The organism is Acinetobacter sp. YH12156 (assembly GCF_013418235.1).
In the GTDB taxonomy this organism is placed as follows: domain Bacteria; phylum Pseudomonadota; class Gammaproteobacteria; order Pseudomonadales; family Moraxellaceae; genus Acinetobacter; species Acinetobacter pseudolwoffii.
In genome coordinates, this window is the sequence record NZ_VPCL01000016.1 from 12,875 (window position 1) to 39,212 (window position 26,338).

Annotated in this window: 20 protein-coding genes and 1 tRNA gene; 12 read left to right on the forward strand and 9 right to left on the reverse strand. The window is 45.4% G+C overall.

The window, feature by feature from the left end; all coding sequences use genetic code 11:
* Positions 1–118 precede the first annotated feature (118 nt).
* Complete coding sequence (locus FTU87_RS13575; protein ID WP_100355754.1) at positions 119–1,453, forward strand: Na+/H+ antiporter NhaC family protein; 1,335 nt, start codon at positions 119–121, stop codon at positions 1,451–1,453.
* Positions 1,454–1,501: 48 nt separating this feature from the next.
* Here FTU87_RS13575 and FTU87_RS13580 read toward each other — a convergent pair whose 3' ends face one another.
* The gene (locus tag FTU87_RS13580; protein ID WP_005098065.1) at positions 1,502–2,539 is read right to left on the reverse strand and encodes an AraC family transcriptional regulator; all 1,038 of its coding nucleotides are present in this window, start codon (positions 2,537–2,539) and stop codon (positions 1,502–1,504) included.
* Between the two features lie 142 nt (positions 2,540–2,681).
* Here FTU87_RS13580 and FTU87_RS13585 point away from each other — a divergent pair, with 142 nt between their 5' ends.
* Positions 2,682–3,560: a metal-dependent hydrolase gene (locus FTU87_RS13585; RefSeq protein ID WP_100329829.1), complete on the forward strand. Its 879-nt coding sequence runs from the start codon at positions 2,682–2,684 to the stop codon at positions 3,558–3,560.
* Positions 3,561–3,621: 61 nt separating this feature from the next.
* Here the strand turns inward: FTU87_RS13585 and FTU87_RS13590 are convergent, their stop codons facing one another.
* Both FTU87_RS13590 and FTU87_RS13595 read right to left on the reverse strand, forming a co-directional pair.
* A complete protein-coding gene (locus tag FTU87_RS13590) occupies positions 3,622–4,614 on the reverse strand; it encodes a DUF2804 domain-containing protein (protein ID WP_180078679.1) in 993 nt (330 codons plus the stop codon).
* A gap of 136 nt (positions 4,615–4,750) precedes the next feature.
* Positions 4,751–5,260, reverse strand: coding sequence for a DUF1543 domain-containing protein (locus FTU87_RS13595; RefSeq protein ID WP_005098068.1), 510 nt, complete (start codon positions 5,258–5,260; stop codon positions 4,751–4,753).
* A 486-nt stretch (positions 5,261–5,746) separates the two neighbouring features.
* Between FTU87_RS13595 and FTU87_RS13600 the strand changes: the two genes are divergently transcribed.
* Complete coding sequence (locus FTU87_RS13600) at positions 5,747–7,978, forward strand: NADP-dependent isocitrate dehydrogenase (protein WP_005098070.1); 2,232 nt, start codon at positions 5,747–5,749, stop codon at positions 7,976–7,978.
* 252 nt (positions 7,979–8,230) lie between these two features.
* Here the strand turns inward: FTU87_RS13600 and FTU87_RS13605 are convergent.
* Positions 8,231–8,317, reverse strand: a tRNA-Leu gene (locus tag FTU87_RS13605).
* Between the two features lie 167 nt (positions 8,318–8,484).
* On the opposite strand from FTU87_RS13605, the gene queA reads away from it, so the two are divergent.
* From queA to secF, 8 genes are all read left to right on the forward strand, one after another.
* Positions 8,485–9,519, forward strand: coding sequence for a tRNA preQ1(34) S-adenosylmethionine ribosyltransferase-isomerase QueA (gene queA / locus FTU87_RS13610; RefSeq protein WP_180097637.1), 1,035 nt, complete (start codon positions 8,485–8,487; stop codon positions 9,517–9,519).
* A 15-nt stretch (positions 9,520–9,534) separates the two neighbouring features.
* A complete protein-coding gene (locus tag FTU87_RS13615; RefSeq protein WP_005168601.1) occupies positions 9,535–10,563 on the forward strand; it encodes a hypothetical protein in 1,029 nt (342 codons plus the stop codon).
* Between the two features lie 56 nt (positions 10,564–10,619).
* Entirely contained in the window at positions 10,620–11,189 is a 570-nt protein-coding gene (locus FTU87_RS13620) for a LemA family protein (protein WP_005098074.1), read from the forward strand.
* A gap of 111 nt (positions 11,190–11,300) precedes the next feature.
* Complete coding sequence (locus tag FTU87_RS13625) at positions 11,301–12,152, forward strand: DUF4303 domain-containing protein (protein WP_180050901.1); 852 nt, start codon at positions 11,301–11,303, stop codon at positions 12,150–12,152.
* 119 nt (positions 12,153–12,271) lie between these two features.
* Positions 12,272–13,402: a tRNA guanosine(34) transglycosylase Tgt gene (tgt, locus tag FTU87_RS13630; RefSeq protein WP_005098076.1), complete on the forward strand. Its 1,131-nt coding sequence runs from the start codon at positions 12,272–12,274 to the stop codon at positions 13,400–13,402.
* 101 nt (positions 13,403–13,503) lie between these two features.
* Positions 13,504–13,833, forward strand: a complete 330-nt coding sequence (gene yajC / locus FTU87_RS13635; RefSeq protein WP_005098077.1) for a preprotein translocase subunit YajC — start codon at positions 13,504–13,506, stop codon at positions 13,831–13,833.
* Between the two features lie 51 nt (positions 13,834–13,884).
* Entirely contained in the window at positions 13,885–15,783 is a 1,899-nt protein-coding gene (secD, locus tag FTU87_RS13640) for a protein translocase subunit SecD (protein WP_180097639.1), read from the forward strand.
* Between the two features lie 8 nt (positions 15,784–15,791).
* Positions 15,792–16,766, forward strand: a complete 975-nt coding sequence (secF, locus tag FTU87_RS13645; RefSeq protein WP_171255744.1) for a protein translocase subunit SecF — start codon at positions 15,792–15,794, stop codon at positions 16,764–16,766.
* Between the two features lie 47 nt (positions 16,767–16,813).
* Here secF and FTU87_RS13650 read toward each other — a convergent pair whose 3' ends face one another.
* From FTU87_RS13650 to cysM, 5 genes are all read right to left on the reverse strand, one after another.
* Positions 16,814–17,467: a hypothetical protein gene (locus FTU87_RS13650; protein ID WP_159516640.1), complete on the reverse strand. Its 654-nt coding sequence runs from the start codon at positions 17,465–17,467 to the stop codon at positions 16,814–16,816.
* 100 nt (positions 17,468–17,567) lie between these two features.
* Positions 17,568–19,877, reverse strand: a complete 2,310-nt coding sequence (locus tag FTU87_RS13655) for a bifunctional (p)ppGpp synthetase/guanosine-3',5'-bis(diphosphate) 3'-pyrophosphohydrolase (protein ID WP_180001501.1) — start codon at positions 19,875–19,877, stop codon at positions 17,568–17,570.
* Positions 19,878–19,921: 44 nt separating this feature from the next.
* The gene (gene rlmD / locus FTU87_RS13660; protein ID WP_005098083.1) at positions 19,922–21,298 is read right to left on the reverse strand and encodes a 23S rRNA (uracil(1939)-C(5))-methyltransferase RlmD; all 1,377 of its coding nucleotides are present in this window, start codon (positions 21,296–21,298) and stop codon (positions 19,922–19,924) included.
* 6 nt (positions 21,299–21,304) lie between these two features.
* On the reverse strand, positions 21,305–22,123 hold the full coding sequence (locus FTU87_RS13665; protein ID WP_005098085.1) for a 3'-5' exonuclease: 819 nt from the start codon (positions 22,121–22,123) through the stop codon (positions 21,305–21,307).
* 18 nt (positions 22,124–22,141) lie between these two features.
* A complete protein-coding gene (gene cysM / locus FTU87_RS13670) occupies positions 22,142–23,071 on the reverse strand; it encodes a cysteine synthase CysM (protein ID WP_005098086.1) in 930 nt (309 codons plus the stop codon).
* A gap of 366 nt (positions 23,072–23,437) precedes the next feature.
* On the opposite strand from cysM, the gene FTU87_RS13675 reads away from it, so the two are divergent.
* Complete coding sequence (locus FTU87_RS13675; protein WP_100329836.1) at positions 23,438–26,245, forward strand: ATP-binding protein; 2,808 nt, start codon at positions 23,438–23,440, stop codon at positions 26,243–26,245.
* Positions 26,246–26,338: the final 93 nt, after the last annotated feature.

Genomic DNA, 26,338 nt, shown 5'->3' on the forward strand with positions numbered 1-26,338 from the left:
CTTATTTTTATCATGCAAAAATTAATAAAAATGCAGATGTTAGCGCATTCATTTAAAGTTTTCTGAAATTGCAAAACCTGCTTTATACTAGTCCTATTCTCTTACTTTTTTATCTCCTATGCAGACTGATTCTGAGGCGACAGTGCAGGCACGCGCCATTGCACTGCTGCCGCTTATTGTATTTTTAACCCTGTTTTTGGGTAGCGGGATCTATCATTCCCTGATTGGAACCGAATTTGCGTTCTATCAGGTGAAAGCGCCTGTTGCTGCCCTGCCTGCGATTATTTTGGCTGCATTGGTGTATCGCGGCAAACTCAATCAGGGCATTGAAGCCTTTTTAAAAGGGGCCAGTCATCCGAACTTAATTTTGATGTTTATGGTGTTTATGCTGGCCGGTGCCTTTGCCAGTGTCAGCAGTGCGATTGGCAGTGTGGATGCCACGGTACAACTGGGCATGTCGATTATTCCGCCTGAATTTATCTTGCCGATGCTGTTTATCATCTCGGCATTTATTGCCACGGCGATGGGCACCTCCATGGGCACCATTGCAGCTTGTGCCCCGATTGCCTTTGGTTTTACCCAGGTCACCGATATTAATGTGATCTACGCCATTGGTGCAGTCGTAGGCGGTGCCATGTTCGGTGACAATCTTTCAATGATCTCGGATACCACCATTGCTGCAACGACCAGTCAGGGCGTACAACTGCGTGACAAATTCAGAGTCAATGTCTGGATTGCGGTTCCTGCCTCAATCGTGACTATTTTGATTTACGTGTTGAGTAGCGGTAGTAGCAATGCAGTGGAATACAAGGACTTCAACTGGCTTCTGGTCTTACCTTATATCGCCGTATTTATTTTAGCCTTTAGCCGTTTACACGTTCTGGCTGTGCTGACCATTGGGGTACTACTTTCCGGCTTGTTTGGCCTGTTTGCCACAGCTGAATTTGATCTGCTCAAACTGAATACTTCAATTTATGATGGCTTTGTCGGCATGTTTGAAGTGGCATTATTGTCCATGTTCCTGGGTGGCCTGTCGGCGATCATGCAACGTGAAGGCGGTTTACGCTGGCTGATCGAGCGTATTTATAGCCTGACCCGTCTGTTTAAAGTCGGTCAGCAACGTGCTGGCGAAATCGGGATCAGCTTCTTGGTAGTATTTTCGAATATTTTTGTGGCCAATAATACCGTGGCGATTATTCTGTCTGGAGATATGGCACGTGAAGTTGCCAAAGAATACGGTGTAGATCCCAAGCGTTCTGCGGCACTGATGGATATTTTCTCCTGTGTGGTGCAAGGGTTGATTCCCTATGGCGCACAGTTACTACTGGCCTGTTCTATTGCAAAAATCTCACCGGTTGAACTGATTGGTGGTGTGTACTATTGCTGGATTCTGGCCATTTTTGCGATTGCGGCGATTGCATTTAGATTCCCCAAGATCAAAGCCAGCGCTTAACCTCACCATTTTCTTCAAATAAAAAAGCGACCTGTTTGGGTCGCTTTTTTATTGCTGTGCATGCTTTAACTGTTTCTTGCGCTGGAACAAAGTCTGTCCGGTGGCTGCTTTATAGGCGCGGGCCAAGGCCGACTGGTCGGAATAATCCAGCGCTTCAGCAATCTCGCTCAGACTAAGCCCCTGCTGTAACAAAATCTCACAGCGTTTGATGCGCTGCTGTTGCAGCAGTTTTTTAAATGAAGTTTGATATATGCTGAATAAGCGTTGCAAGCTTCGGGTCGACATCCACAACTGCTGGGCAAGCTGCTCAATTTTGATCGCCTGTTGCCTGGTTCGCAACTGTTCGGCAATGATTTGCTGTGCTTGCTGCAAGGTATTTTCAACAGGTACTTTTGCTGCAATCGCCTGTTCCGCCTGAAGAGTCAGCAACTGCAATAATATGGGGTCAGCATGCTCAGACCCATGAGCTAACCCCTGTACATCCAGTTCCAGAGCATAATAATCTTGAGAAAACTGAACCTCACAGGCAAAGAATTTTTGATAATGCATTTGTGCCATTTCAGCTGCATGAGCCAGTCGTACACAACGCAATAAAAGTGGCTGCTCTTGCAAAATAACCCGTCCCAGTTGCACCATTGCTGCCATGGTGAGCTCATTTAACAAATTATATTTTTCATCTAAATAGCCCCAATAGAGTTCCATACTGTGTTCATGCTGCTTCAACTGTAAAGGCACGAATTCACTGCCATCAATCACCAGCCGCTGAAAGCGCATGCTATAGCCGATCATTTCCGCGACACTACTGCTACGTGAAACCATATAACCCAGTACACCAAAATGCTCAGGACGAATGACCTGCACGATTTCAAAAATCAGCTGCGGACAGTTCAGATGTTGCCGAGTAGTTAAAATAATATGATTCAACAATTCCAAAGGTACTTGTGTATCAAAAGGCTGATCGATGAGGGTCACAAGCGAGTCATGCACATCTTGCAGAAAGTCGGCAGTTAAGGGTTCAATCCCCACATCACGCAAATAAGTCGCCCAGAGCTGAAGATAACCATTGGATATTTTTATGTCTTGCATGTGCGATTCTCGCTGGCAGCTCTAATCTGACCAGTTTTATTTTCATTTGGCATAAAATGTATAAAAATTGGCAAGCTCTGTCAAAACAATGGCGAGATTCGCCGACATACTGTCAGCATCGTCACAAAAAAGAATCTACAAGATGAACGCCATATTAAAATCCGCCCTACAGCCTGTGGTTCGCACCCAACTTGATTTTAAACTGGATGAAATTCCACGTTACTGGTTCGGCGGCGATCCCTTTATGACACGCATGTTCGATGCCCTGAGCCTGACCTTTCCAGACGGCGAGCGCTATTTTATTCAGAGTGTCCGCCTGTTCCGCGATCAGATCCAGGACCCGGAGCTGCAACAACGTGTCGCGGATTTCATCCGCCAGGAAGCCCAGCACGGCATCGCGCATGACAAAATGAATCAGTTGATGCGCGAGCAAGGCATGCCTGTAGACCAATTTATTGAACGTTTAAATAAAATTTTCAATTATGATCTGAAGCACCGCTCACCCCAGTTTAATATTGCCATTACCGCTGCGGCAGAGCATTTAACGGCGCTTATGGCAGAAACTTTTTATGGACAAAAACAGACCCTGAAAGATGCCCATCCTTTTGTACGGGCATTATTGGCCTGGCATGCCATTGAGGAAATGGAACACCGCGATGTAGCTTTTGATGTGATGAAAAATGTGGCTAAAACCCCAGAATTTACCCGTCGAGCCACCTTAGTCAGCACGACCATTTTAATGTTTAGTTTTACCGTCTACCGTGCCAATGTCATGCTGAAACATGATGGCTTTAGCCTCTTGCAACGCTTGCAGATGAATATCAAGAGCTTACCCTGGTTTTTTGGCCCAAAAGGCACATTGACCCGAATGGGCAAACAGTATCGAGACTGGTTTAAAAAAGACTTTCATCCGAGTCAGCACCCAGTGATTGCCCAATACGAGGTCTGGATCAACACCCTAAATGAAACCGGCGATCCGATTCAAGCCGGTGAAGCCTTCTGGCAGGCCGCGAAAGACTAAACGTGAGCATCGCTTAAATCAAAAAGCCTTCAAAATTGAAGGCTTTTTGATTTAAGCTGATTTACCATTTGGCATAATGCTGCTCAAGCAAGGCATATTCATTCAGTAAAATAATTTCCTGATCATCCTGCTGAATGGTGCCACAGACTTTGGCCTGCCACTGGCTAAACTGGCTGCCGACCAGACGCAAATTCAGATTTTCATAACGTCGCCAACCGGTTGTCACCGTTAGATTCAGCTTTTCATCTAGTGATTGAATCGTCCATTGAGTTTCAGTTTCCTGCTGAAAGAGCACATCAGCCAATGGATAAATTTTTCCGTTGATCCACAAACAATTTTCATTACCAAAGCTTTCGTTAACACCGGATGCTAAATTAATTCCAATCCGCTGATTGGTCGCATCCCAAAAGTTACACGACAACCAAAACCAGGCAGTTTCTGGACGTAGAAAACCACAGGTGTCATCCAGCAAGGCAAAAGTTCGTTCGTTAAATTGAATCTTTTGTTTTTGTTTATTTAGAAAATAGCCTTCGCAACCTAAGGTCGTGAGCTTTTGCGTATAAGTCCAACCATTAATACCAGTTGGGCTACACATACTTAAAGGATCGGTTCCTGCACAAAAGATTCGTGCACTGAGCTGAATTTCGCCGTATTTACTGACCTTGATATAGCGCACACCGTTGGCATGCTGAATATCGACCTGAAAAGGCGATTTATGAAAATAACTGTGATTGAATAATGGTTGTTCATCCAGCACAGTATGGCGAGACAGGAAATTAATCGCATTCCATTCCAGAACGTCATTGGTCATATGGTTGTAGACATAGACAAAACTGTGCCCTGCCCATGCAATATCGGCAATCGCCAGCCCAATGGTATAATGTTCGTGCTGAATACTACAAAATTTGAATTTCTTATATTTTAGATGCTTACGCCAGCCTGACAGCACCTGACCATAAGGGTTCTTGTATTGATATGCCTGATAGTCAATACTTTTTGGAAGTTCCTTGAAACGTCCATAGTGCGGTTGTCCATTTGCCTGAATTAAATCCATTTAAGATGTTCCATCTCAGTCAAAAGCTGTTTTTCCTTTCCGGTATTATGCAGATTATTGAACTTTGATAAAGATTTTTTTTAAGTCACTCGTCGAATCCTGACACTCAGCCACGCTATAGCCCTATGCTTCAGTTTTAAATCGTGAGATAGGTATTTTCCCAGCGATTCGCACTAAAATGTCCCTCGACCAGCTGTACATATCGGCCATACACCTGATCAATCGCAATGCAATCATCGACATCCAGCACCCGGTCAGTATGCTGTTTTTGCCAGTGCTTGGCGAAATAAGCTTTACCGCGCTGTTTTGCCACCATGGCATTCTGTGCCACCACCAGCACATAACGGTGCAGCTCACCAAATTCACGTGCATCATACCCCCCTAAATTAATCAGCCAAAGCTTTTCGGCAGCCTGATTCGGGGCAGCATCGCTAAATTGAACGTGATAATTTTTGCCCTCGAACTCCAGTCCATTAATTTGCGCCCAGGCATCAATATGCAGCCCTTTTTGCTCGGCAAACCAGGCATTTTTCAGTTGAGGATAGGTTTCTTCCAGAGTTTCGCCTACTGCCAGTACCACATCATGAACTTCTGTATTGGCACGGGCATGACGGCCACCAAGCATCACAATAAATAAACTGGGCATTCGATTTCCTTATTTCGCTGCAATTTTAAGAATGATTTGATCAATGCTTAGAAGTATATCGCAAAGTAATTCCATGATATTGAGGTGGCGATTCGTCAAGGCAAACTTCCTCAATTGACCCGAAGAAATTGTCCCGAAATAGTATCTGATTACTCAACATTCATTTGTATTTCGAGATCATCACGATCCCGCCCAATGCTCAAAAACTCATCTTCAGTGAATACAATCTGGTAGCATAAAATTTCTTTCCAGCACCACAATGATTTCTAAGCGCAGAAAATTATTTTTTTGTACAAAATACAAACACAGCTAAACCATACAAATCTGTACAAATTTTCGCCCAAATTTCAATCTAAAAGCATATTTCGTTGACTGAAATGCGCTGAAAGACGATACTCTCAATGTTTTTATTTAAGCAAATCGGTTCAATGAGGCTGGACCAAAAGTTCGGCCCTCAGAAACTCAATCCAACGCAAGGGGCTATATATGGCTGGTGGAAAGTCAACTATCATTTACACACTGACCGACGAGGCGCCATTACTGGCGACTTATTCTCTGCTGCCGATCATTGAGACCTTTACTAAGCCAGCTGGCGTTGAGATCGTCAAAAGTGACATCTCTGTAGCTGTGCGCGTGCTCTCTGAATTTACAGATTACCTAAGCGAAGAGCAAAAGGTGCCTGACACTCTAGCTGAGCTAGGTCGTCTTACACAAGATCCAGACACGAACATTATCAAACTCCCAAATATCAGTGCTTCTGTTGGCCAGCTAACAGCGTGTATCAAGGAACTCCAGTCTAAAGGCTATGCCCTTCCTGACTATCCTGAAAACCCGGCCACTGAAGAAGAAAAAGCAATCAAGGCACGTTATAGCAAATGTCTTGGTTCAGCAGTAAACCCGGTACTACGTGAAGGTAACTCAGACCGTCGTGCACCTGCTGCCGTTAAAAACTATGTGAAAAAACACCCGCACTCTATGAGCGAGTGGAAACAGTGGTCTCAAACTCACGTTTCACACATGGACGAAGGCGACTTCTACCATGGCGAAAAGTCGATGACTTTAGACCGTGCACGTAATGTGAAAATGGAATTGATCACCAAGTCTGGTGAAACCATCGTTCTTAAGCCAAAAGTTGCACTTCAAGATGGCGAAATCATCGATTCAATGTTCATGAGCAAAAAAGCGCTTTGCGATTTCTATGAAAAAGAATTAGATGATTGTAAAGAAGCCGGCATCTTGTTCTCACTTCACGTCAAAGCAACCATGATGAAAGTTTCACACCCGATCGTATTCGGTCACTGTGTGAGAATTTACTACAAAGACGCATTTGAAAAACACGGCAAGTTATTTGATGAGCTGGGCGTGAACGTAAACAACGGTATGGCTGGTCTTTACGAAAAAATCGAAACGCTTCCGACTTCTTTACGTGAAGAAATCATCGAAGATTTACATGCGTGTCAAGAACACCGTCCTGCTCTTGCGATGGTTGATTCTGCCAAAGGCATCACGAACTTCCATTCACCAAACGACGTGATTGTAGATGCTTCTATGCCTGCAATGATCCGTGGTGGCGGTAAAATGTGGGGCGCTGATGGCAAACCTTATGACTGTAAAGCCGTCATGCCTGAATCAACATTCGCACGTATTTACCAGGAAATGATCAACTTCTGTAAGTGGAATGGCAATTTTGATCCACGTACAATGGGTACAGTACCGAACGTTGGTTTGATGGCACAAAAAGCGGAAGAATACGGTTCACACGACAAAACTTTCGAGATCTCTGAAGCGGGTATTGCTAACATCGTTGATCTTGAAACTGGCGAAGTGTTGATGTCACAAAACGTGGAAGAAGGCGATATCTGGCGTATGTGTCAGGTGAAAGACGCACCGATCCGCGACTGGGTGAAACTTGCAGTAACGCGTGCACGTAACTCTGGCATGCCGGCAATCTTCTGGCTTGACCCGTACCGTCCACACGAAAATGAACTGATCAAGAAAGTTGAAAAATACCTGAAAGATCACGACACTACCGGTCTTGATATCCAGATCATGTCACAAGTACGTGCAATGCGTTATACGCTTGAACGTGTTGCGCGCGGTCTAGATACCATTTCTGTAACAGGTAACATTTTACGTGACTACCTGACTGACTTGTTCCCGATCATGGAATTGGGTACATCTGCAAAAATGTTGTCAATCGTGCCGTTAATGGCGGGTGGCGGCATGTATGAAACAGGTGCAGGCGGTTCTGCGCCTAAACACGTACAGCAGTTAGTTGAAGAAAACCACTTACGCTGGGATTCACTCGGTGAATTCATGGCGCTTGCAGTTTCTCTAGAAGAAATGGGTATTAAAGAAGGCAATGACAACATCAAGTTACTTGCTAAAACTTTAGACCGTGCAACTGGCAAATTGCTAGATAACGACAAGTCACCTTCTCGTCGTACTGGCGAACTCGACAACCGTGGTAGCCATTTCTACCTGGCGAAGTTCTGGGCTGAAGAACTTGCTGCTCAAGACGAAAATGCTGAATTGAAAGCGAAATTTGCACCACTTGCAAAAACTTTAGCTGAAAATGAAGAAAAAATCGTTACTGAGCTTGCTGAAGTTCAAGGCAAATCAGTAGACATCGGTGGTTACTACGCTGTTGATCAAGAGAAAGTAAATGCAGTGATGCGTCCAAGTGCTACTTTGAATGCAGCACTTGCTACGATCTAAGCTTTTGCAGAACTGACTCAGTCAGTGATGTAGAAAAACCGGCGTCTAGGCGCCGGTTTTTTATGTCTGATTGATGTATCAAAGTTATTCAATTAATCTATTTTTCGCTATAGATATAAATCATCATCTTACTGACAAAACCACTCAAATTCAGTCAAAAACCATTTTAAGAAATGATGAAAATAAATACTTTTAAATATACAGACAATAAAAAACCCCAAGACTGAATGTGCTTGGGGTTTTCTAGAATTTTGGTCCCGAGGGTCGGACTCGAACCGACACGTCATCTCTGACAGCGGATTTTGAGTCCGCCGCGTCTACCAATTTCACCACCTCGGGAGTGGATGAAAGGTATAATACGCGATTTCTCGGCACTGTCAACGCAGAATATTTACATTTGTTTATTTTTAAAACAAATGGCATTTTTTCGTTTTAAAATCGAGCAATTCCCGCTATAAAAAAGAAAAAAGTTTATACTAGCCGCAGTTTTTTTAGCGTAAATCATCATGCAACTTTCTGATTTTAATTTTGATCTCCCCGATGAGCTGATTGCTCTCTATCCTCTGGAAACACGCAGTGCCTCTCGCCTGCTGCACCTCGATGCACACGGTCAATATCACGACCATCAATTTACCGACATTCTGGACTTGCTTGAAGACGGCGACTTACTGGTATTGAACGACACCAAAGTCATGAAAGCACGTCTAAAAGGCAAACGTGCCTCAGGCGGTGCCATAGAAGTACTGGTTGAACGCATGATGGATCAGTTCATTGCACATTGTCATATCAAGGCCAGCAACTCACCGAAAGCCGGTGCAGAACTGTTTATTGGCCCAGATGCAGTAAAAGTGACCGTGCAAGGTCGTCATGAAAACCTGTTTATTGTGGAATTTTTACAGCCGATTTTAGACGTCTTAGACAAATATGGCGCCCTCCCTATTCCGCCCTATTTCAACCGTGAAGCAGAAGAAATTGATACCGAACGTTATCAAACTGTGTTTAATGATCCAACCAAGCTGGCCAGTGTCGCAGCACCTACGGCTTCTCTGCATTTCGATAAAGACTTATTGAAAAAGTTAGCAGCCAAAGGAATTCAAACCACCTTTGTCACACTACATGTGGGCGCAGGTACATTCTTACCAGTACGCACTACCGATATTGAAAATCACATCATGCACAGCGAATGGTGCCAGGTGTCCGATGAGTCGATGGAACTCATCAAAACAACTAAAGCGCGTGGCAATAAAGTGATTGCTGTCGGTACAACGGCTACCCGTGCCACAGAAAGTGCGGCGCAGGCCAATGGCGGTGAACTAAAAGGCTGGACCGGTGATACCCAGATTTTCATTTATCCAGGTTATCAGTTCAAAGTGGTCGATCGTCTGATTACCAATTTCCATTTACCGGAATCGACCCTGTTAATGCTGGTTTCTGCCCTGTCCAATCGTGACAACATTCTGAATGCCTACAAGCATGCAGTAGACAGCCAATATCGTTTCTTCAGTTATGGCGATGCCATGCTGATTGATCAGGCACAATAGCGAGAATAGCTGCCCATGCCGATCGAGTCTGTACAACAGTCCATTCATATTCGCCGCAAGAAAAATGCAGTGGTGTTTCAGAATATCGCCCGGCTGTGGGATTTGGGCCGTCAAGCCAAGAGTCATCAAGACCTGCTGGACGGATTGCATCCCTGGAATGGCCCGATAACGCTAAAATTTGAAAATAATCTGCCATTGGCGCTGGCTGGTATTGGTTTGTTGCTCATCGTCAGCATTTTTATTGCACCGGAAAATATCTGGATTCAAAGTGGCGTTTTTCTGGGCGGTCTGCTGCTGTTCTGGGCCTATCTTTGCTATGAGCAACAACAACCATTAGATGAAGTTATTGGCTTTCTGGAAGATGCAGCACTGGCCAAAAAATATCAGCTTGCCTTTCAGCAACAGCCACAGCATATTTCAATTCCTTTAAATCCCCTGCATTTTATTGGACATTTAAAACGTTTATTCCCCTTATTCAATCAAGGTTCTTTGAGTAATGAGATTACACGTTATGCCAGCACGGTATGGGAAGATGAAAACGGCCAGCAACATCAGGTGCTGCTGTTTCAATATCACTATATTGATGAAGTACAGGTTCGCAACAAGCAAGGGCAGCCGGTTAAATTAATGCAGGTTCACAAAGACCTGTGGGGCGTGTTTGTCTTTGATATCCAGATTCAGGGACTGGCGGTCACGACTTCTCGACGTAAATTTTATTATCCTTATAGCCATCCTTGGCATAGTAGCGATATTCGTACCAATCAACGCTTAAGCTTTTATGGCAGTGATCCGATGCAAACCGCCAAATTACTCAGTCCGGGTTTTGTACTGCGTCTGGCCGATTTTTTTGCACAGCGTCAGGGGGATTTACTGTTTCATCCAGAAAATCGGATGCTCTGCTATCTGGGGCCTCATGACCTATTTCAGGTGTCGAGCAAGCATCGTCATATCAATGATATTTCGACATTGCGCGGCCATCTCAGAACGTTTAAATTAAGACAACTCGAACAGTTACAACATGATCTTGTGCAGTTTTTAAAATAACTGCTTTTTTTAAATCAATATTTTCAGAATATAAATATGAATTGGGGAGATCTCGCATGGGATTTTTGGTTTTATGTTTGATCATTATTGCGCTGATTGTGCTGATCATTATGATCCGCAACAGTATTGTCCGTCATCACAACGCGACGATTCGCGCCTGGTCGGATGTTGCCAGTTATGAACGGCAGAAACTGAAAATTCTGGATGGGCTGCAGCCGCTGGTCGAGCAATATTCTTCTTTTGAAAAAGGCACACTGGAAAAAGTCACCGAACTGCGTCAGAACATCATGAATTTAAATATCAACGATGCCGACATTTCTCAGTTACAGCGCATTGAAAGCCTGAACAAACAACTCATGCATAGCCTCAATGTAGTGGTTGAAAACTATCCCGAGCTAAAAGCCAATGACATTTATCTGAAAATGATGGCTGAAATTGAAGAACAGAATGAAAATGTCGGTGCGGCAATTACCATTTATAATCGCAATGTGGAACTGTTTAATAACCAGATCCAGATTTTTCCACACAATGTGATTAATAATATGCTGTTAGGAAAAAAAGCAGTTCGCCCTTTTCGCGATCAGAGCGCAACCCAGAGTTTTGACTATCGTCCAAATTTTCACTGAGCAACTATCTCATCTGATCGACTTTCTCATCCTGGCGTACTCAACTTATAATAAAATGCCCCAGGATGAAGCTACACCTTTATAAAACCAATAAAATAAAGAATAAAAATTATGCTGAATTATGTAGAGCGCTTAGAGCAGACGCTGGTGGAAGAATTTTATCAGCTTTATGACCATTATCAGGACGATGGAATCTATGCCTGTAGTCTGGTCTTTGACGAATTTTTACTGCTGGATGATCTGGCCATTTCGACTGAATGCAGTATTTTTAAAGATCCGGAAGATCAGCGGCAATATCTGGCTGAACAAGATCGCTGGAATGTCCCAAAATGGCGTTATCGGGCACAAGCTGCGCCCGACTCCGGACTGATCCCCTTCAAAACTTTGCTGGCTGATTATTTTAAAACCCAGCATAGTTTTGGTCATCCGCTATTAGAACAGCAACAGCTCCACACAACACATCTGGATTTATTACTGCAAACATTCAAACAGGCCAAATATCGCCTCTCCGAAGCCTATGGTCTGGATCTGGGCAATATACTTTTTTTCCTGAGCCTGCCAAACCAGGCCGAATTTGAACGCCGATCTGCACTGGAACTCAACCCAGAAAGCGCCTTATTGCAAAACTTTCTAGCCTCCCGACATGCCCAGCCTTTTTCTGAAATCAGTAAGCGATTAAAACTCTCGCAAAATGACAAAGACATTCTGATTGATCTGGAGCAAATGCTGGTGATGGAGCCTTATGATTATCTGCAAGTGGCGCACGATGCCTATTTGCTGACCTTGGAATCCTACTTTATCGACAGCAATATCTATATCCAGAAACTGATCCAGCATATTGCCGCCATGGCCTCTGAACCGGATGGCAGCTGTGCTCTTAGCCGGGAAGATATCCAGCAGCGCTTGCAACAGTTTTCTGCAAATTCGACTATTTCACCTGATCTTGCATTTATTCAACGATAAATAAAATTACAGAGCGAATGCTCTACAATGCTGGCGTTTAGCGTAAGAATCAAGGAAAATAGCGCCCTTTAGCTATGAACTAGCAGCGAACTGTTTTTTCGCCTGGATGTGGAACTCCTATGAAGTTTGAAAAATTAGGTCAGTCGGGTCGCGCCCGTCGTGGTCGTTTAACGCTTGAACATGGTGTGGTTGAAACCCCGATGTTTATGCCTGTCGGCACTTACGGTACGGTGAAAGGCCTGTTGCCGCGTGATATTAAAGAGATCAAGTCTCAAGTCATTTTGGGCAATACCTTCCATTTGTATTTACGTCCAGGACTCGATGTGATTCGTGAACATGGTGGCCTGCACGAATTTATGAAGTGGAATAATCCCATTTTGACCGATTCCGGCGGCTTCCAGGTGTTCAGTCTGGGTGCAATGCGTAAAATTAAAGAAGAAGGGGTCACCTTCCGCTCACCCATCGATGGTTCAAAAGTATTTTTATCGCCTGAAATTTCAATGGACATTCAGCACACGCTGAACTCTGACATTGTGATGATTTTTGATGAATGTACGCCCTACCCTGCGACGCATGAAGAAGCGCAAAAATCCTTGCAACTGTCTTTGCGCTGGGCGAAACGCTGTAAAACCCAACATCATGAGGTTCTGAAAAACCGTAATGCACTGTTTGGGATTATTCAGGGTGGCATGTATGAAGACTTACGTGAAGAATCGTTAAAGGGCCTGCTTGATATTGATTTTGATGGTTACGCGATTGGCGGTCTGTCCGTTGGCGAGCCTAAAGAGGAAATGATCAAGGTACTGGATTATCTTCCAGAACAAATGCCGGCAGATAAACCGCGCTATTTGATGGGTGTCGGTAAACCTGAAGATATTGTGGAAGCGGTGCGCCGTGGTGTCGATATGTTTGACTGCGTGATGCCAACCCGAAATGCACGTAATGGTCATTATTTTGTCACAGATGGTCTGGTACGGATCCGTAATGCGAAATATCGTCACGATCAAAGCCCGCTTGATCCACATTGCGATTGCTACACCTGTACCAACTTTACTCGTGCTTATTTATTCCACCTCGAAAAATGTGGGGAAATGCTCGGTTCGATGCTCGGTACCATTCATAACTTGCGTTATTACCTGCGCTTGACTGAATCCATGCGTGATGCCTTGGACAACGGTACATTTGATGCGTTTGTGCAGGACTTTTATGCCCGTCGTGGCCTGGAAGTACCCCCTTGCCCGCAAGATTAATCCATCAGCATTTGCGCTGAGGAAAAAGACAATGTAAATTGCAAGAATATGTCAATTTATTATCAAGTTGATCACCAGTTTTTTTATTTTAGGAAAATGTAATGAGCCTTTTTATTTCGACTGCTCACGCTGCAGGTGAAGCTGCACAACAACCCAGCATGATGGCGAACCTTTTGATGATTGCGGTTTTTATTGCAATCTTCTATTTTTTGATCTGGCGCCCTCAATCTAAACGTGCCAAAGAACATCGTGCTTTGGTTGAAAGCCTTGGTGTTGGCAGTGAAGTCGTTTTTGCAGGCGGATTAATGGGCAAAATCACCAAGATTGAAGGTGACTTCGCAGTGGTTGAATTGAACCGTGGCGTAGAAGTTAAAGTTCAGCGTGCGAGTGTGATTTCAGTCCTTCCTGAAGGCACTTTAAATAACCTTTAATCAAAAATAGTCGTGCCCTTGCACGACTTTTTCATTTTAAGAAGAAAATAAATGCGTTACCCAGCATGGAAATATGTACTGATTCTAGTTGTACTAGTCATCAGTACCTTATATGCCCTGCCAAGTTTGTATCCAGATGAACCTGCTGTACAGATTTCGGGTGCCAAAGCCGGTACTCAAATTGATGCAAGCATCGTACAAAAAGCAGAGCAAATTTTAACAACTGAAAATATTGCCACCCATGACAATAGCTTTAGCAACAATGCTGCCTTATTACGTGTAGATTCAAGTGAATTGCAACTTAAAGCCAAAGAAGCTTTACGTCGCGGATTAGGTGATGATTACGTGGTTGCATTGAACCTTGCCCCGACCACGCCGGAATGGCTGCAAAAAATTGGTGCCAAGCCAATGAAGCTGGGTCTGGATTTACGTGGCGGTGTTCACTTCTTACTCGAAGTGGACATGGACAAAGCGATTGCGCAGCGCATGGAAACCTCTGCGACAGACCTACGTCGTCAGTTGCGTGATAACAACCTGAAATTTAATAGCCTGAATTTAAGCAACAACACCATTGTAATGCAGTTTGCCAACAATGATGACCGTTCTGCAACGATGGACTTCTTGCGCCGTAATGGCAACGAGTTTACCCAGCAGGCTGTTGCGACCGAGACTGGTTCGACTTTACGTTTGACTTATACTGATGTACGTAAGCAAGAAATTGAATCTTATGCAGTCAACCAGAACTTGACTACTTTACGTAACCGTATTAACGAGTTAGGTGTGGCAGAAGCATTGGTGCAAACCCAAGGCAGCAACCGTATTGTGGTTGAATTGCCGGGTGTACAGGACACAGCCGAAGCCAAACGTGTTTTGGGTCGTACTGCAAACCTCGAGTTCCGTCTGGTCTCTGACCTGAATGATCAGTACATCGATCCATATACCGGTCAGGCGACTGGCACATTGCCACCAGGTACAGAAGTATTCGCTTATGAATCCCTGGACAGTGGTCGTCAGCTGCTTTTGAACCGCAACCGGATCTTGACTGGTGAACGTGTTCAGAATGCATCTTCTGGCTTTAGTCAGGACACCGGCGGTGCTGAAGTCAACATTACGCTAGACAGCGCAGGCGGCAAACTGATGTCGGATGCGACCCGTAATGCGGTTGGCAAACGTATGGCGGTACTGTTCATCGAAAACAAACAGCGCATTAGCTATGTGGAAGACCCTGCGACCGGCACTCAAACTGAAGTTCGCACCCCATATACTGAATCTGTCGTGATTAATGCTGCAACTATTCAGGCAGTACTCGGCTCTCAGTTCCGTATTACTGGTCTGGATTCTCCGCAGGAAGCTGCTGAACTTGCCTTGATGCTACGTGCAGGTGCTTTGGCTGCACCAATGTACTTTGTCGAAGAACGTGTGATTGGTCCAAGTCTGGGTCAGGAAAACATCGACAAAGGGGTACTTTCAACGCAAATCGGCTTCATTCTGGTGGCGATCTGGATGGTGGTATTCTTCCGTCTGTTTGGTGTGATTGCCAACTTTGCTCTGGTCTTTAACCTGGCCATGCTTCTTACCGTCATGTCATGGATTGGGGCTTCTTTAACCCTTCCTGGTATTGCCGGTATCGTGATTACCATCGGTATGGCGGTAGATGCCAACGTACTGATCTGTGAACGAATACGGGAAGAGATGAAATGGGGTGCCTCGCCGAAACAGGCGATCGTGGCGGGTTATGATCGGGCCTATAACACCATTTTTGACTCGAACCTCACCACCTTCCTGGTTGCATTCATTCTGTTCGCGATTGGTACAGGTCCGATCAAAGGCTTTGCCGTGACCCTGATGATTGGTATCGTCTGCTCGATGTTTACTGCCATTACAGTAACCCGTGCCGTGGTACAGATCATTTATGGCAAAAAACGTAACTTGAAAAAGTTGAGCATTTAAGGAGATCGATGATGACTGAAAATACTCAACTGAATCAGAAACAGTATGGTCGCCCTGAAGACGAACGCGTCATTCCGTTTATGAAGATTGCTTTGCCTGCGGCATTGTTGTCTATCTTCTTAACGGTTGCGAGTCTGTTCTTTATTGCCACTAAAGGTCTGAACCTGGGTCTGGACTTTACCGGTGGTGTGGCAGCCGAGCTGAACTATACCAATCCGGTCAAACCGGAGGATGTTTCCAAGGCACTGAGCCAGGCTGGCTTCAACGATGCCGTGGTGCAGACTTTAGGTTCAGAACGCGACCTGATGGTACGTATGCCCGTTCAGGAAGACATTGAAGCTGAAGACCTGACCAAAGCGGTCACAGCAGCGGTTCAGCTGCCAAATAATGCGGCAGAGGTACCGAAGCTTGATGTAGTCGGCGGACAGGTGGGTAATGAGCTGTATGTCCGCTCTGGTGGCGCGGTGGCACTGGCACTCTTGCTGATGCTGGTCTATGTCACCATCCGCTTTGAGCTCAAACTGGCGATCGGTGCAGTACTGTCGCTATTCCATGACATCGTGGTGACCCTCGGGATTTTTGCCATGACGCAGTGGCCATTTGACCTGACGGTACTTGCGGCACTCCTTGCGATCATTGGTTTCTCACTGAACGATAATATCGTGGTCTCTGACCGTATCCGTGAGAACTTCCGTAAGATTCGGGGTGCAGAACCGCTTGAAGTGATTAACATTGCCCTGACCGAAACCTTACGCCGTACCATTCATACCTCTATGACGCTATTGCTGGTTGTTGTTGCAATGATGCTCATGGGTGGTGATGGCCTGAAATGGTTCTCGATTGCGATGTTTGTCGGCGTTTTTGTCGGTACCTACTCTTCAATCTATATCGGGACTGGATTTGCACTTTGGCGTGGTTTAAACCGTCAGGACTTTATCGTACAAGTCAAGCCAGAATTTGAAGACGAAAACCAGATTCCCTAATCTGATATTTCATTTTCATCGTTCAGCCCGTCCTAGGATGGGCTGAATTATTTCTGCTGTTTGAATGTTGAAGTAGCCGGCAGAATCGCAATCACTGGATGGATTTTTTCAATATCTGTTTTTTGGAAAATGACTTTCCGATTTTCATCCAGACTTCGAAATTCATAAACATCCTGAGCTTCGCCCAACTCTTCTAAAATGAGCTGCAAGCCGTTGACCAGATACACACAGCACATCCCAAAAACTGGCAACTCTTTATCACAAACCAGCCACCAGTCCGGTTTCAGAATGGGAAAATAATAGTGCTCTGCCACCTGAATCGCATAATGCTGTGCTTGCAGATGAAAAATATCTTGATTGAACGAAACCATAGAATCTATGGGATTGAGTTTAAAGGCCTGCTGCTGTACCACCTGCATCTGAAATAAAGCGACCTGTTCTATAGCTGTAGCAAGTTCAATCTTCGGTTCGACCGTCTGATCCAGAATTAAATGAGCTAAGCCAAGTTGCTGTTCCAGTTCCCTTGCCACCTTCTCTCCGATCTGGCGTTTGCTATTCAGTAACTGCGCGATATAAGCAGCAGACAAGCCAAAATGCTCGCAGATCTCTTTGCCGGTTTTAAATTGCTGGGTGTCAATCAGCTGATCAATCACTTTTGTCAGATGATGTCGTCTTCGTTCAAATATTTCTGGCGCACTCATATCGGTCTGTTGATCTGTTTTTATCCATTTTGTTCAAATACCTTACAATAAAAAAGCCCACAATTGAATTGCAGGCTTTCTTCAGCTTAGAAATAAAGAATTAAGTGCCCTGTACCAGACGGCGGGCGCTGATAATGCCCGGCTGCTGTTCAAGACGCGCCAGCAGTTTGGAAAGTTGCGCCAGACCTTTAACTTCAATCAATAGCTTCATATTGGCAATACCGTCCGCTTCCGAAATAGTATTGACCTGACGGATATTGATCTGGTCGGAAAAAATCACTTGCGTCAGATCTTTGAGCAGACCACGTCGATCATAGGCTTCCACCACAATCTGTACGCTCTGGCCACGTGTTGGCTGCATTTCCCAGTCGGCTTCTACCGCACGTTCAGGCTCTTGGGTGATCATGCGCACATAGTCCGGACAAGCCACCTTATGAATGCTTACCCCACGATTCAGGGTGATATAGCCAGCGATCGACTCACCATGCACCGGTTGGCAACATTGCGCGACATGCAGCTCTACGTTATCCAGCCCGTCAATCAGAATACCGTGCGCTGACAGCGTATGACTGGCACGCGGATTCAGCGCTGGCTTCAGCACCAGCTCAGGTTCATCCTGATCCAGATGCATATGACGATTCACCTGATTAATCAAGGCATGCAGGCTGATATCACCATTGACCAGATTCACCAGAATGTCATCACCGGTTTTGACATTAAAATGATTGCAATAATCACTCAAATCGATTGATTTTGGATGAATCGCCAGACGTGACAATTCTTTATTCAGCACTTCACGGCCGACTTCCAGGTTTTTACTGCGGTCCTGTTGACGGAACCAGTGGCGCAACTTGTCTCGCGCACGTGCAGTCTTGATATAACCCAGAGAGTTAACCAGCCAGTCCCGATTCGGCTCACGGTCTTTTTTGGTCAGAATCTCGACCTGTTCCCCGGTTTTCAAGGTATAGGTCAGTGGCACATAGCGCTGATTGACACGCGCCGCATAGCATTTGTTACCAACTTCGGTATGCACATGATAAGCAAAGTCGAGCACAGTTGAATCACGCGGCAACTCTTTGATATCACCATCACGACTAAACACATAAATTTTTTCGAAGCCTTCGAAGTCTTGAATATGTTCGAAGTTTTCGATTTCATCTTCTGCTTCTTTATGTGCACTGGACTCATTGCGTTCCTGATAATGCTCGAGAACTGCGCGTAAGGAATGCAAACGATGGTTAAAAGAATGATCGGTGGTTTTCGAGCCTTCTTTATAATTAAAGTGCGAACACACCCCCAGCTCTGCTTCTTCATGCATGCTGTAAGTACGAATCTGCACTTCAAGTGATTTGTTCTCGGCAATTACAGCCGTATGCAGGGAACGATAGCCATTGGCTTTTGGATTGGTAATATAGTCATCAAACTGATGCGGAATATGTCGCCAGATCTGATGTACAATCCCTAAACTGTGGTAACACTCCGGTACGCTCTTGACCAATACCCTTAAGGCACGAATATCATAGAGCTGGTCAAAACTCAGGCTCTTGCTTTTCATTTTTCGATAAATCGAATAAATGTGTTTTACGCGTCCGTTAATTTCAGCTTCGATGCCATATTCAGACAATTCATTGCGTAATTTATCAATCACGAATTGAATATATTGCTCTCGCTCTAAACGTTTTTCATTCAGTAAAGAAGCAATTTCTTTATAACGTTCTGGCGCAAGATAACGGAAGGCCAAGTCTTCCAGTTCCCACTTTAACTGGGCGATGCCTAAACGGTGCGCCAGTGGTGAGTAGATCGTCAGAATTTCTCGGGCAACCCGCTCCTGACGTTCACGCGAGGAATTGGTCAGCTCACGCAAGGCATAGGTACGCTCTGCCAACTTCACCAGAACCACACGCACATCTTCAGTCACTGAAATCAGCATTTTATAAATGCCGGACAGATGTTCACGCTGATTATTATCGAAATGGTCTTCCAGACGTTTATTTTTTTCGATCAGTTCAGACAGTTTACCCATGGCCAGCGTGCCCTTGACCAGGCTATACACTTGCTCACCAAATTTTTCTAACACTTCAGTCAGTGGCATGACGCCTTCACGCACCGAACGATAGAGCATGGCCGCAGACAGGGTATCTTCATCGACATGCAGATGTGCCAAAATATCTGCCATCTCAATACCGGTATAAAAGGTATTGGAACGATGCTGAACCGTACTTTGCAGCTCTCTTTCTAATGTTAAGTGGGCGACTTCTTCGAGCTGCTGTAAAGGTGCCCCATCTAATATGCCACGAACCCGATCCAACCACTCAGTCAGATCGTGGTGTGCTTGTTCGGCATGTTCTACAGTCGTCTCCTGTGACAACTCATTGAGTCGTCCAGGGAGTTGCTCACGTACTGTGACCATACCCTTCTCCTACTTGTAAATACATCATTTCTTCAATCGTTCATTTAATTTTCTTTTTCGAACAATGCAATCGATTCAACATGCCCAGTATGCGTGAACATATCCATCACTCCGGCTTGAGTGAGGCGATAACCCTGTTGTACCAAGAGCCCTGCATCTCTTGCGAGTGTCGCAGGATTACATGACACATAAACGATTCTTTTTGCGCCAAACTGAGGAAGATAATGCATGACTTCTTCTGCGCCAGCACGTGGCGGGTCAATCAATAATGCATCAAAACCTTGATTTGCCCAAGTCTGGTGCGAGAAATCTTTGGTTAAATCTTGTGAATAAAAAGCAACTTGGGCAATACCATTATTTTTGGCATTTTCCGCACCGCGTTGCACCATTTCTTCACTCCCTTCCACCGCAATCACCTGACCGGATGTGCCTACACAGCGTGCCAGTGCTAGAGAAAAATTTCCTAATCCACAAAATAGATCCAGAACCCGCTCACCCTGTTGCAGCTGTAGCAAATTACATGCCAGCGCTACCATTTGCGGATTGATAGTCGAATTCACCTGAGTGAAGTCCACAGGATTAAAACCGAATTTCACATCAAAGTCATCAAGACTATAGTGCAAGCGCGCCGCGGCATCTGGAGCATCAATTCGCGAGAGTGTATCTTTGCCGGCAGGCTGCACATACAGTTGCCAGCCTTTCTGTAACGTAAATTCGCGCAATTGGTTGACATCAGCCACTGATAATTTTGCAGTTTCACGCACCAGTAAGGCAATATCCTGATCCCCCATGGCCAATTCTATATGACCAATGTCAGCCTTGCCATTGAGACTTTGCAGCAATTGTTTAAGGCTTGTAAGCGATCCAAATTCACGATCCAGAATCATGCAGCGATCAATCGAGGTTAATTTATTGCTTTGATTCTCACGAAAACCCACCACCAATGTGTCTTTAGCCGGCAGATAACGCACTCCGATCCGGGCTTTACGGCGATAATCTTCACGCTCGGAACGTAGCGGTGCAAGCCACTGCACAGGCTGGATGCCAGCAAAATGCTGTAAATGCGATTTCAGCACATTCTGTTTTAGTTCAATCTGTGCATCGGCTGCGATATGCTGCATATTACAGCCGCCACAGACCCCAAAATGTGCACAGATCGGCTTGACGCGAATTTCGGAAGCTTCGCTGAGTAATTCAAGACTGTCAGCTTCTTCCAGTTTTTTAACTTCACGGGTAATGCGAGCACGCACGGTTTCACCGGGCAAGGCATAACGGATAAAGACTTTCTTGCCGTGTTTATGCGGTGGATGATCCGGGTGTGAACCATAATGAGCGATGCCACGTCCCTCATGCGAAAGTGACTCAACCTGAAAAATGTACTCGGGTTGCTGGGTAGGACGTGTGTGTGCTCGATGCTTCATGAAAACCTAGGATGTGGGAGTTGGAAAATCAAAACGGGTAAAGTCAGTTCTTTGTGACGTTTCACGCCAAACCGATAAAAAGTCCGCATGCTGCGGTTGGGTATGCAAATATTGAATCGTACTGTGCAGCAAATGCTGATAATCCGGCAATAATAGCTGTCCTTTTAACAACAGCCAGCGGATATAGACCAGCCAGGTATTCAGCACATCGCCTTCACAATAAGAGGTCAGTTCGGTCCATTGCTGATTGCGGACATATTCAGGAACCCGATAGGCCCCGTCACCGCGTTTACCCGGATAACCCAGCAAATGTGCAACATCGTCCAGCTTCTGGAAATGACGCGCATGGAACATGGCCATCACATCCATTAAGTCGACATGACGATGATGGTAACGATTCTGGTAGTTATTATAACGCTTTTGCGTGTCAATTTCGCCCTGATCGAATAGACTCGGTGCAGAGAGTCCATGATACATGGCACGGTATAAAATCACCGGTAAATCAAACTGTGAACCATTCCAGCTGACCAGCGTCGGATGACGCTTATCAAAAATCGATAAGAATTTTCTTAAAATTTCCGCTTCAGAATGCTGTTCCCGGCTAAAAGAAAACAGCTTCATGCCCTGCTCATCGATCCATAAACCGGAAATACAGACAATTTCATGCAAGGGCGGACGCTGAAAATCAGAGCCTGAATCCTGACGGCGCAGTTTGGTCAGGGCCTGATCCAGATCTGCTTCAGGCAAGTCCAGACCAAATAAATGCGCGCCTGATTTGAGATCGGTTTGGGTTTCAATATCGAAAGTTAAAACAGGCAGGCGCATAACACAGTGCTCAAATAATTATTCAGAATCTTGCACAGAGAATAACCCTGTAGACAAGTAACGGTCACCACGGTCACAAATAATACACACAATGACGGCATCCGGATGTTCTTCCGCCAGCTTTATGGAAGCCCACACTGCACCACCAGATGAAGTACCAGCACTGATGCCTTCTTTCTGCGCCAGCTTACGCATGGTTTTTTCAGCTTCAATTTGTGGAATATCGATAATACGATCCACGCGACTGCGATCAAAAATGGTCGGCAGATATTCTTCCGGCCAGCGACGGATTCCGGCAATGCTTGAACCATCAGATGGCTGTAAACCCACGATCTGAATCTCCGGATTCATTTCCTTCAGATATTTCGAGACACCCATAATAGTGCCGGTTGTACCCATAGAACTGACAAAGTGGGTAATCTTGCCACCGGTTTGCTGCCAGATTTCAGGACCTGTAGTCAGATAATGTGCTTCGACATTATCCGGATTGCCAAACTGATTCAGTACCAGACCCACGCCATCATTTTGCATTTGAGCGGCCAGATCACGTGCACCTTCCATGCCTTGTTCTTTGGTAACTTCAATCAGCTCGGCACCATAAGCACGCATCGCATCCTTACGTTCCTGACTCATATTGTTCGGCATGATCAGCTTCATTTTATAGCCACGCATCGCTGCGACCATCGCCAATGCAATCCCCGTATTTCCGCTCGTTGCTTCAATCAGGGTATCACCCGGCTTGATCTGTCCACGCTTCTCGGCCTGCATGATCATATTATAGGCCGGACGGTCTTTGACCGATCCTGCCGGATTATTGCCTTCGAGTTTCGCGAGTACTGTAGCTTGAGTGTGACTTACCAGACGCTGTAAACGCACCAGTGGCGTTTTGCCGACATAGTGGTCTAACAAAAATTCATCTGCTTGAAAATCGGGGGTGGTATTACTCATTGTGTGCACCTATATCGAGGTGCGGCTATTGTATGAAAAAATGCTTTTCCCTGCATCCATTTAGCACTGCTTTTTCAGGAAACTCTCTAAAACAGACTCAGTATCCTGCTATAAACTTCATTTCCCTGTGATTTAGCAAGATCAAGCAGCTCAGCTGTGAATATAAAAGCGTTATTTTCAGCCCCGGACTTTCAGACGACTGAAGTCTTCATCGCCCGCTTTTCACTGTATTTCAGCAATCATTTAACTGAAATCTCTTGTATTTTTAAAGGTTGATCTGAACCCTTATAAAAATAATGCTTAAATTTTAACTGTCGATTTAAAGCATGCTAATATGCCAGACATAAAGAAAATACTGCTTAAATCATGTCAACGATCAATAAAAAGCTGTTTAAACGCCTACACTTAAATCACGCCTATGGACAGTTGATTGCGCTGATTTTTGTGCCGATTACTATTTTGGCCTGTGTTGGCGCGATGCTGGTGTTGACTGAAACCTCGAATGCCGCACGTGCCCAGCAAAAGCAGATGGCAATTGCCATTATGACGCGTTTTCAAGGCACGTCTGAGTATGCACTGGATATTTTAAGCCTGTATCCCTGGCAATATGATCAGGCCCACAATGCCATGCAGAATATGCTCAATGAAAAACATCTGGTTCGGGCAGCCATTCTGGATGACAGTGGCAAGAATCGTTTAGGTATCGGCTTTCAGGAACAGGCCGCTTGGCCCGATTTTGATAAAAGCGGTAACTTTATTGGCCCGATTCTGCATAAAGACAATCATATTTATGCCATTAAAGTGAATGAAAACAGTTTTTCTAAAGGCTGGCTGGCAATTGAACTGGATAATCAGCCGCTGGAAATTGCCCGTTACCGGGTCTTGATCGTGTTGATTGCGACCGGTCTGTTGACCTTATTGCTGTTATTACTCTGTCTGAATTTCTACTCACGGCGCTGGATTGCACCGATGTATGAAATTCGCATGCAGCTGCAACGCCTGAATGCCGACACCCTGGGTCAGCATATGGTGATTAACAGCACTGGAGAACTGCGTTTACTACAACGGGATATTGCCAATGTGGTGAAACGTCTGCATTTCAGCTTTCTGGAACTGCGCGAACATACCGAACAGACCGAAGATGATTTACGCCGTACTCTGGACACGTTGGAAGTCCAGAATATTACTTACCGTCAGGCACGTGACCAGGCGATTTCAGCCAACCAGGCCAAGTCGGTGTTTCTGGCCAATATTTCCCATGAACTGCGTACCCCACTCAACAGTATTGATGGCTTTATTCATCTGCTCTTGCGTCAGGGCAATCTCAGCAATGAGCAAAGCTTATATTTGCAGACCATTCGTAAATCTTCGGCGCATTTACTGGCGCTGATTAATGATGTGCTGGATTTTTCCAAAATTGATGCCGGCAAACTGGAACTGGAAACCGCAGCTTTCGATCTGGAAGAAGCCATTTTTGATGTGATGGACATGCTCTCACCCCTGGCGGCACAAAAACATATTGATATGGCCTTCTACTACGCAGATAGCGTACCGAAACATGTGATTGGCGATGCGCTACGCTTTAAGCAGATTCTGACCAACCTGATTTCCAATGCGATCAAATTCACGCCGGATGGCGAAATCATCGTGCGGGCACGTATGGAACATGAGGGGATCGATCGATGTGTCTTGCATTTTAGTGTACAGGACAGCGGCATTGGCCTGAGTGGTACCGATCGTAAAAAATTATTCGAGTCTTTCTCACAGGGCGATACTTCGGTCACCCGTCAGTTTGGCGGTACAGGGCTGGGGCTGGCCATTTCTAAACAGCTGGTCAGCCTGATGCATGGCCAGATTGGTTTTGAAGATAATCAGGAACGTGCCCCAACCGAAAAAGGCTCAACTTTCTGGTTTACTGCACAATTCCTGGTCGATGAAGATACTGTAATTGAACATCCAGATTTCAATGAATTGACGGTGGTGTCTTATCTGGCCCATCCGGCAACCGCGAACGTCTTGCGTCATTATCTGGAAAATTATCAGGTCAAGCATATTGAATGCGCATCGATTCTGGATCTGTTTAGCCGCCTGAATCATCTACAGAATTCTGAAAACACCTGGCTCATCGTCGATCATAGTGGCGACAGCGAAGTCCTGTTACGCGAGATCCGCTCGCGTTATCAGGGTCATTTGGCCGTATATGGTTATCAGATGCAACTCGATCCAAGCATGCTGAACGACCATCGTGCCCGTGCTCTGCATCAGCCACTCAGCCGCAGTGCCTTGATTCAGCTGCTGGGCAATCAACCGGTCTTCGATCAGGAACAGCATGAAGACTTTAATGGTCAGGGTCTGCATATTCTGGCCGTCGATGACCATTTGCCCAACCTGATTGTTCTGGAAGCATTACTCGCTGAACTGAATGTCACCACCAGCAAAGCCCTGAGCGGACAGGAAGCGATTGATATCATCCAGCGCCGTTATGAGCAGAAACAGCCGGCTTTTGATCTGGTCTTTATGGATATTCAGATGCCGGTGATGTCGGGAATTGATACCACACGTGCGATTCGCTCACTGGAATCGACCTTTGAAAACCATAACCGACTGCCGATTATTGCCCTGACTGCACATGCGCTGTCAGATGAAAAACATAAGCTGCTGCAAAATGGCATGGATGATTATGTCACCAAGCCGATCCAGATCGAGCAGATTGTGCAGATTCTGACCCACTGGACCACCGAACATTTTAAACGGCTTCCAGTGCTGGAACGCGCCCATGTGATTGATGCACTGGATCCGAATATTCTGGACTGGCAGCAAAGCCTGCAACTGGCAGCCAATAAGGAAGATCTGGCAGTAGACCTGTTGCGCATGCTGGTCGACAGTTTTGCCGATGAACTCACTGAAATGCAGCAGTTAATTGAGCTGGAAGATTTCCCGCAACTGGAACATGTCTTGCATCGTTTATATGGTGCAACCCGCTATGTCGGCGCACCAACTTTACAGAAAGTCACGGGCAGATTTGAACAGTTCGTTTCAACCCTGCGCAAAGAACGTCGCAAGGCCGACGAAAACTTTGTTCAAGACGTGCTGAAACATTTTGATGAACTTAAAGCCGTGGTCGAACAAGTTGAACAGGCCGCCCAGCAAATTCTGAAACAACATTTGAATTAAAACTTGAAGCTGCTCAGTCCGTGACTTAGAAAGTATGACTGAGCTGTCATGCAAGCTCATAGGCCGCATGCTATGCTCGGCTCAGAAAAAATA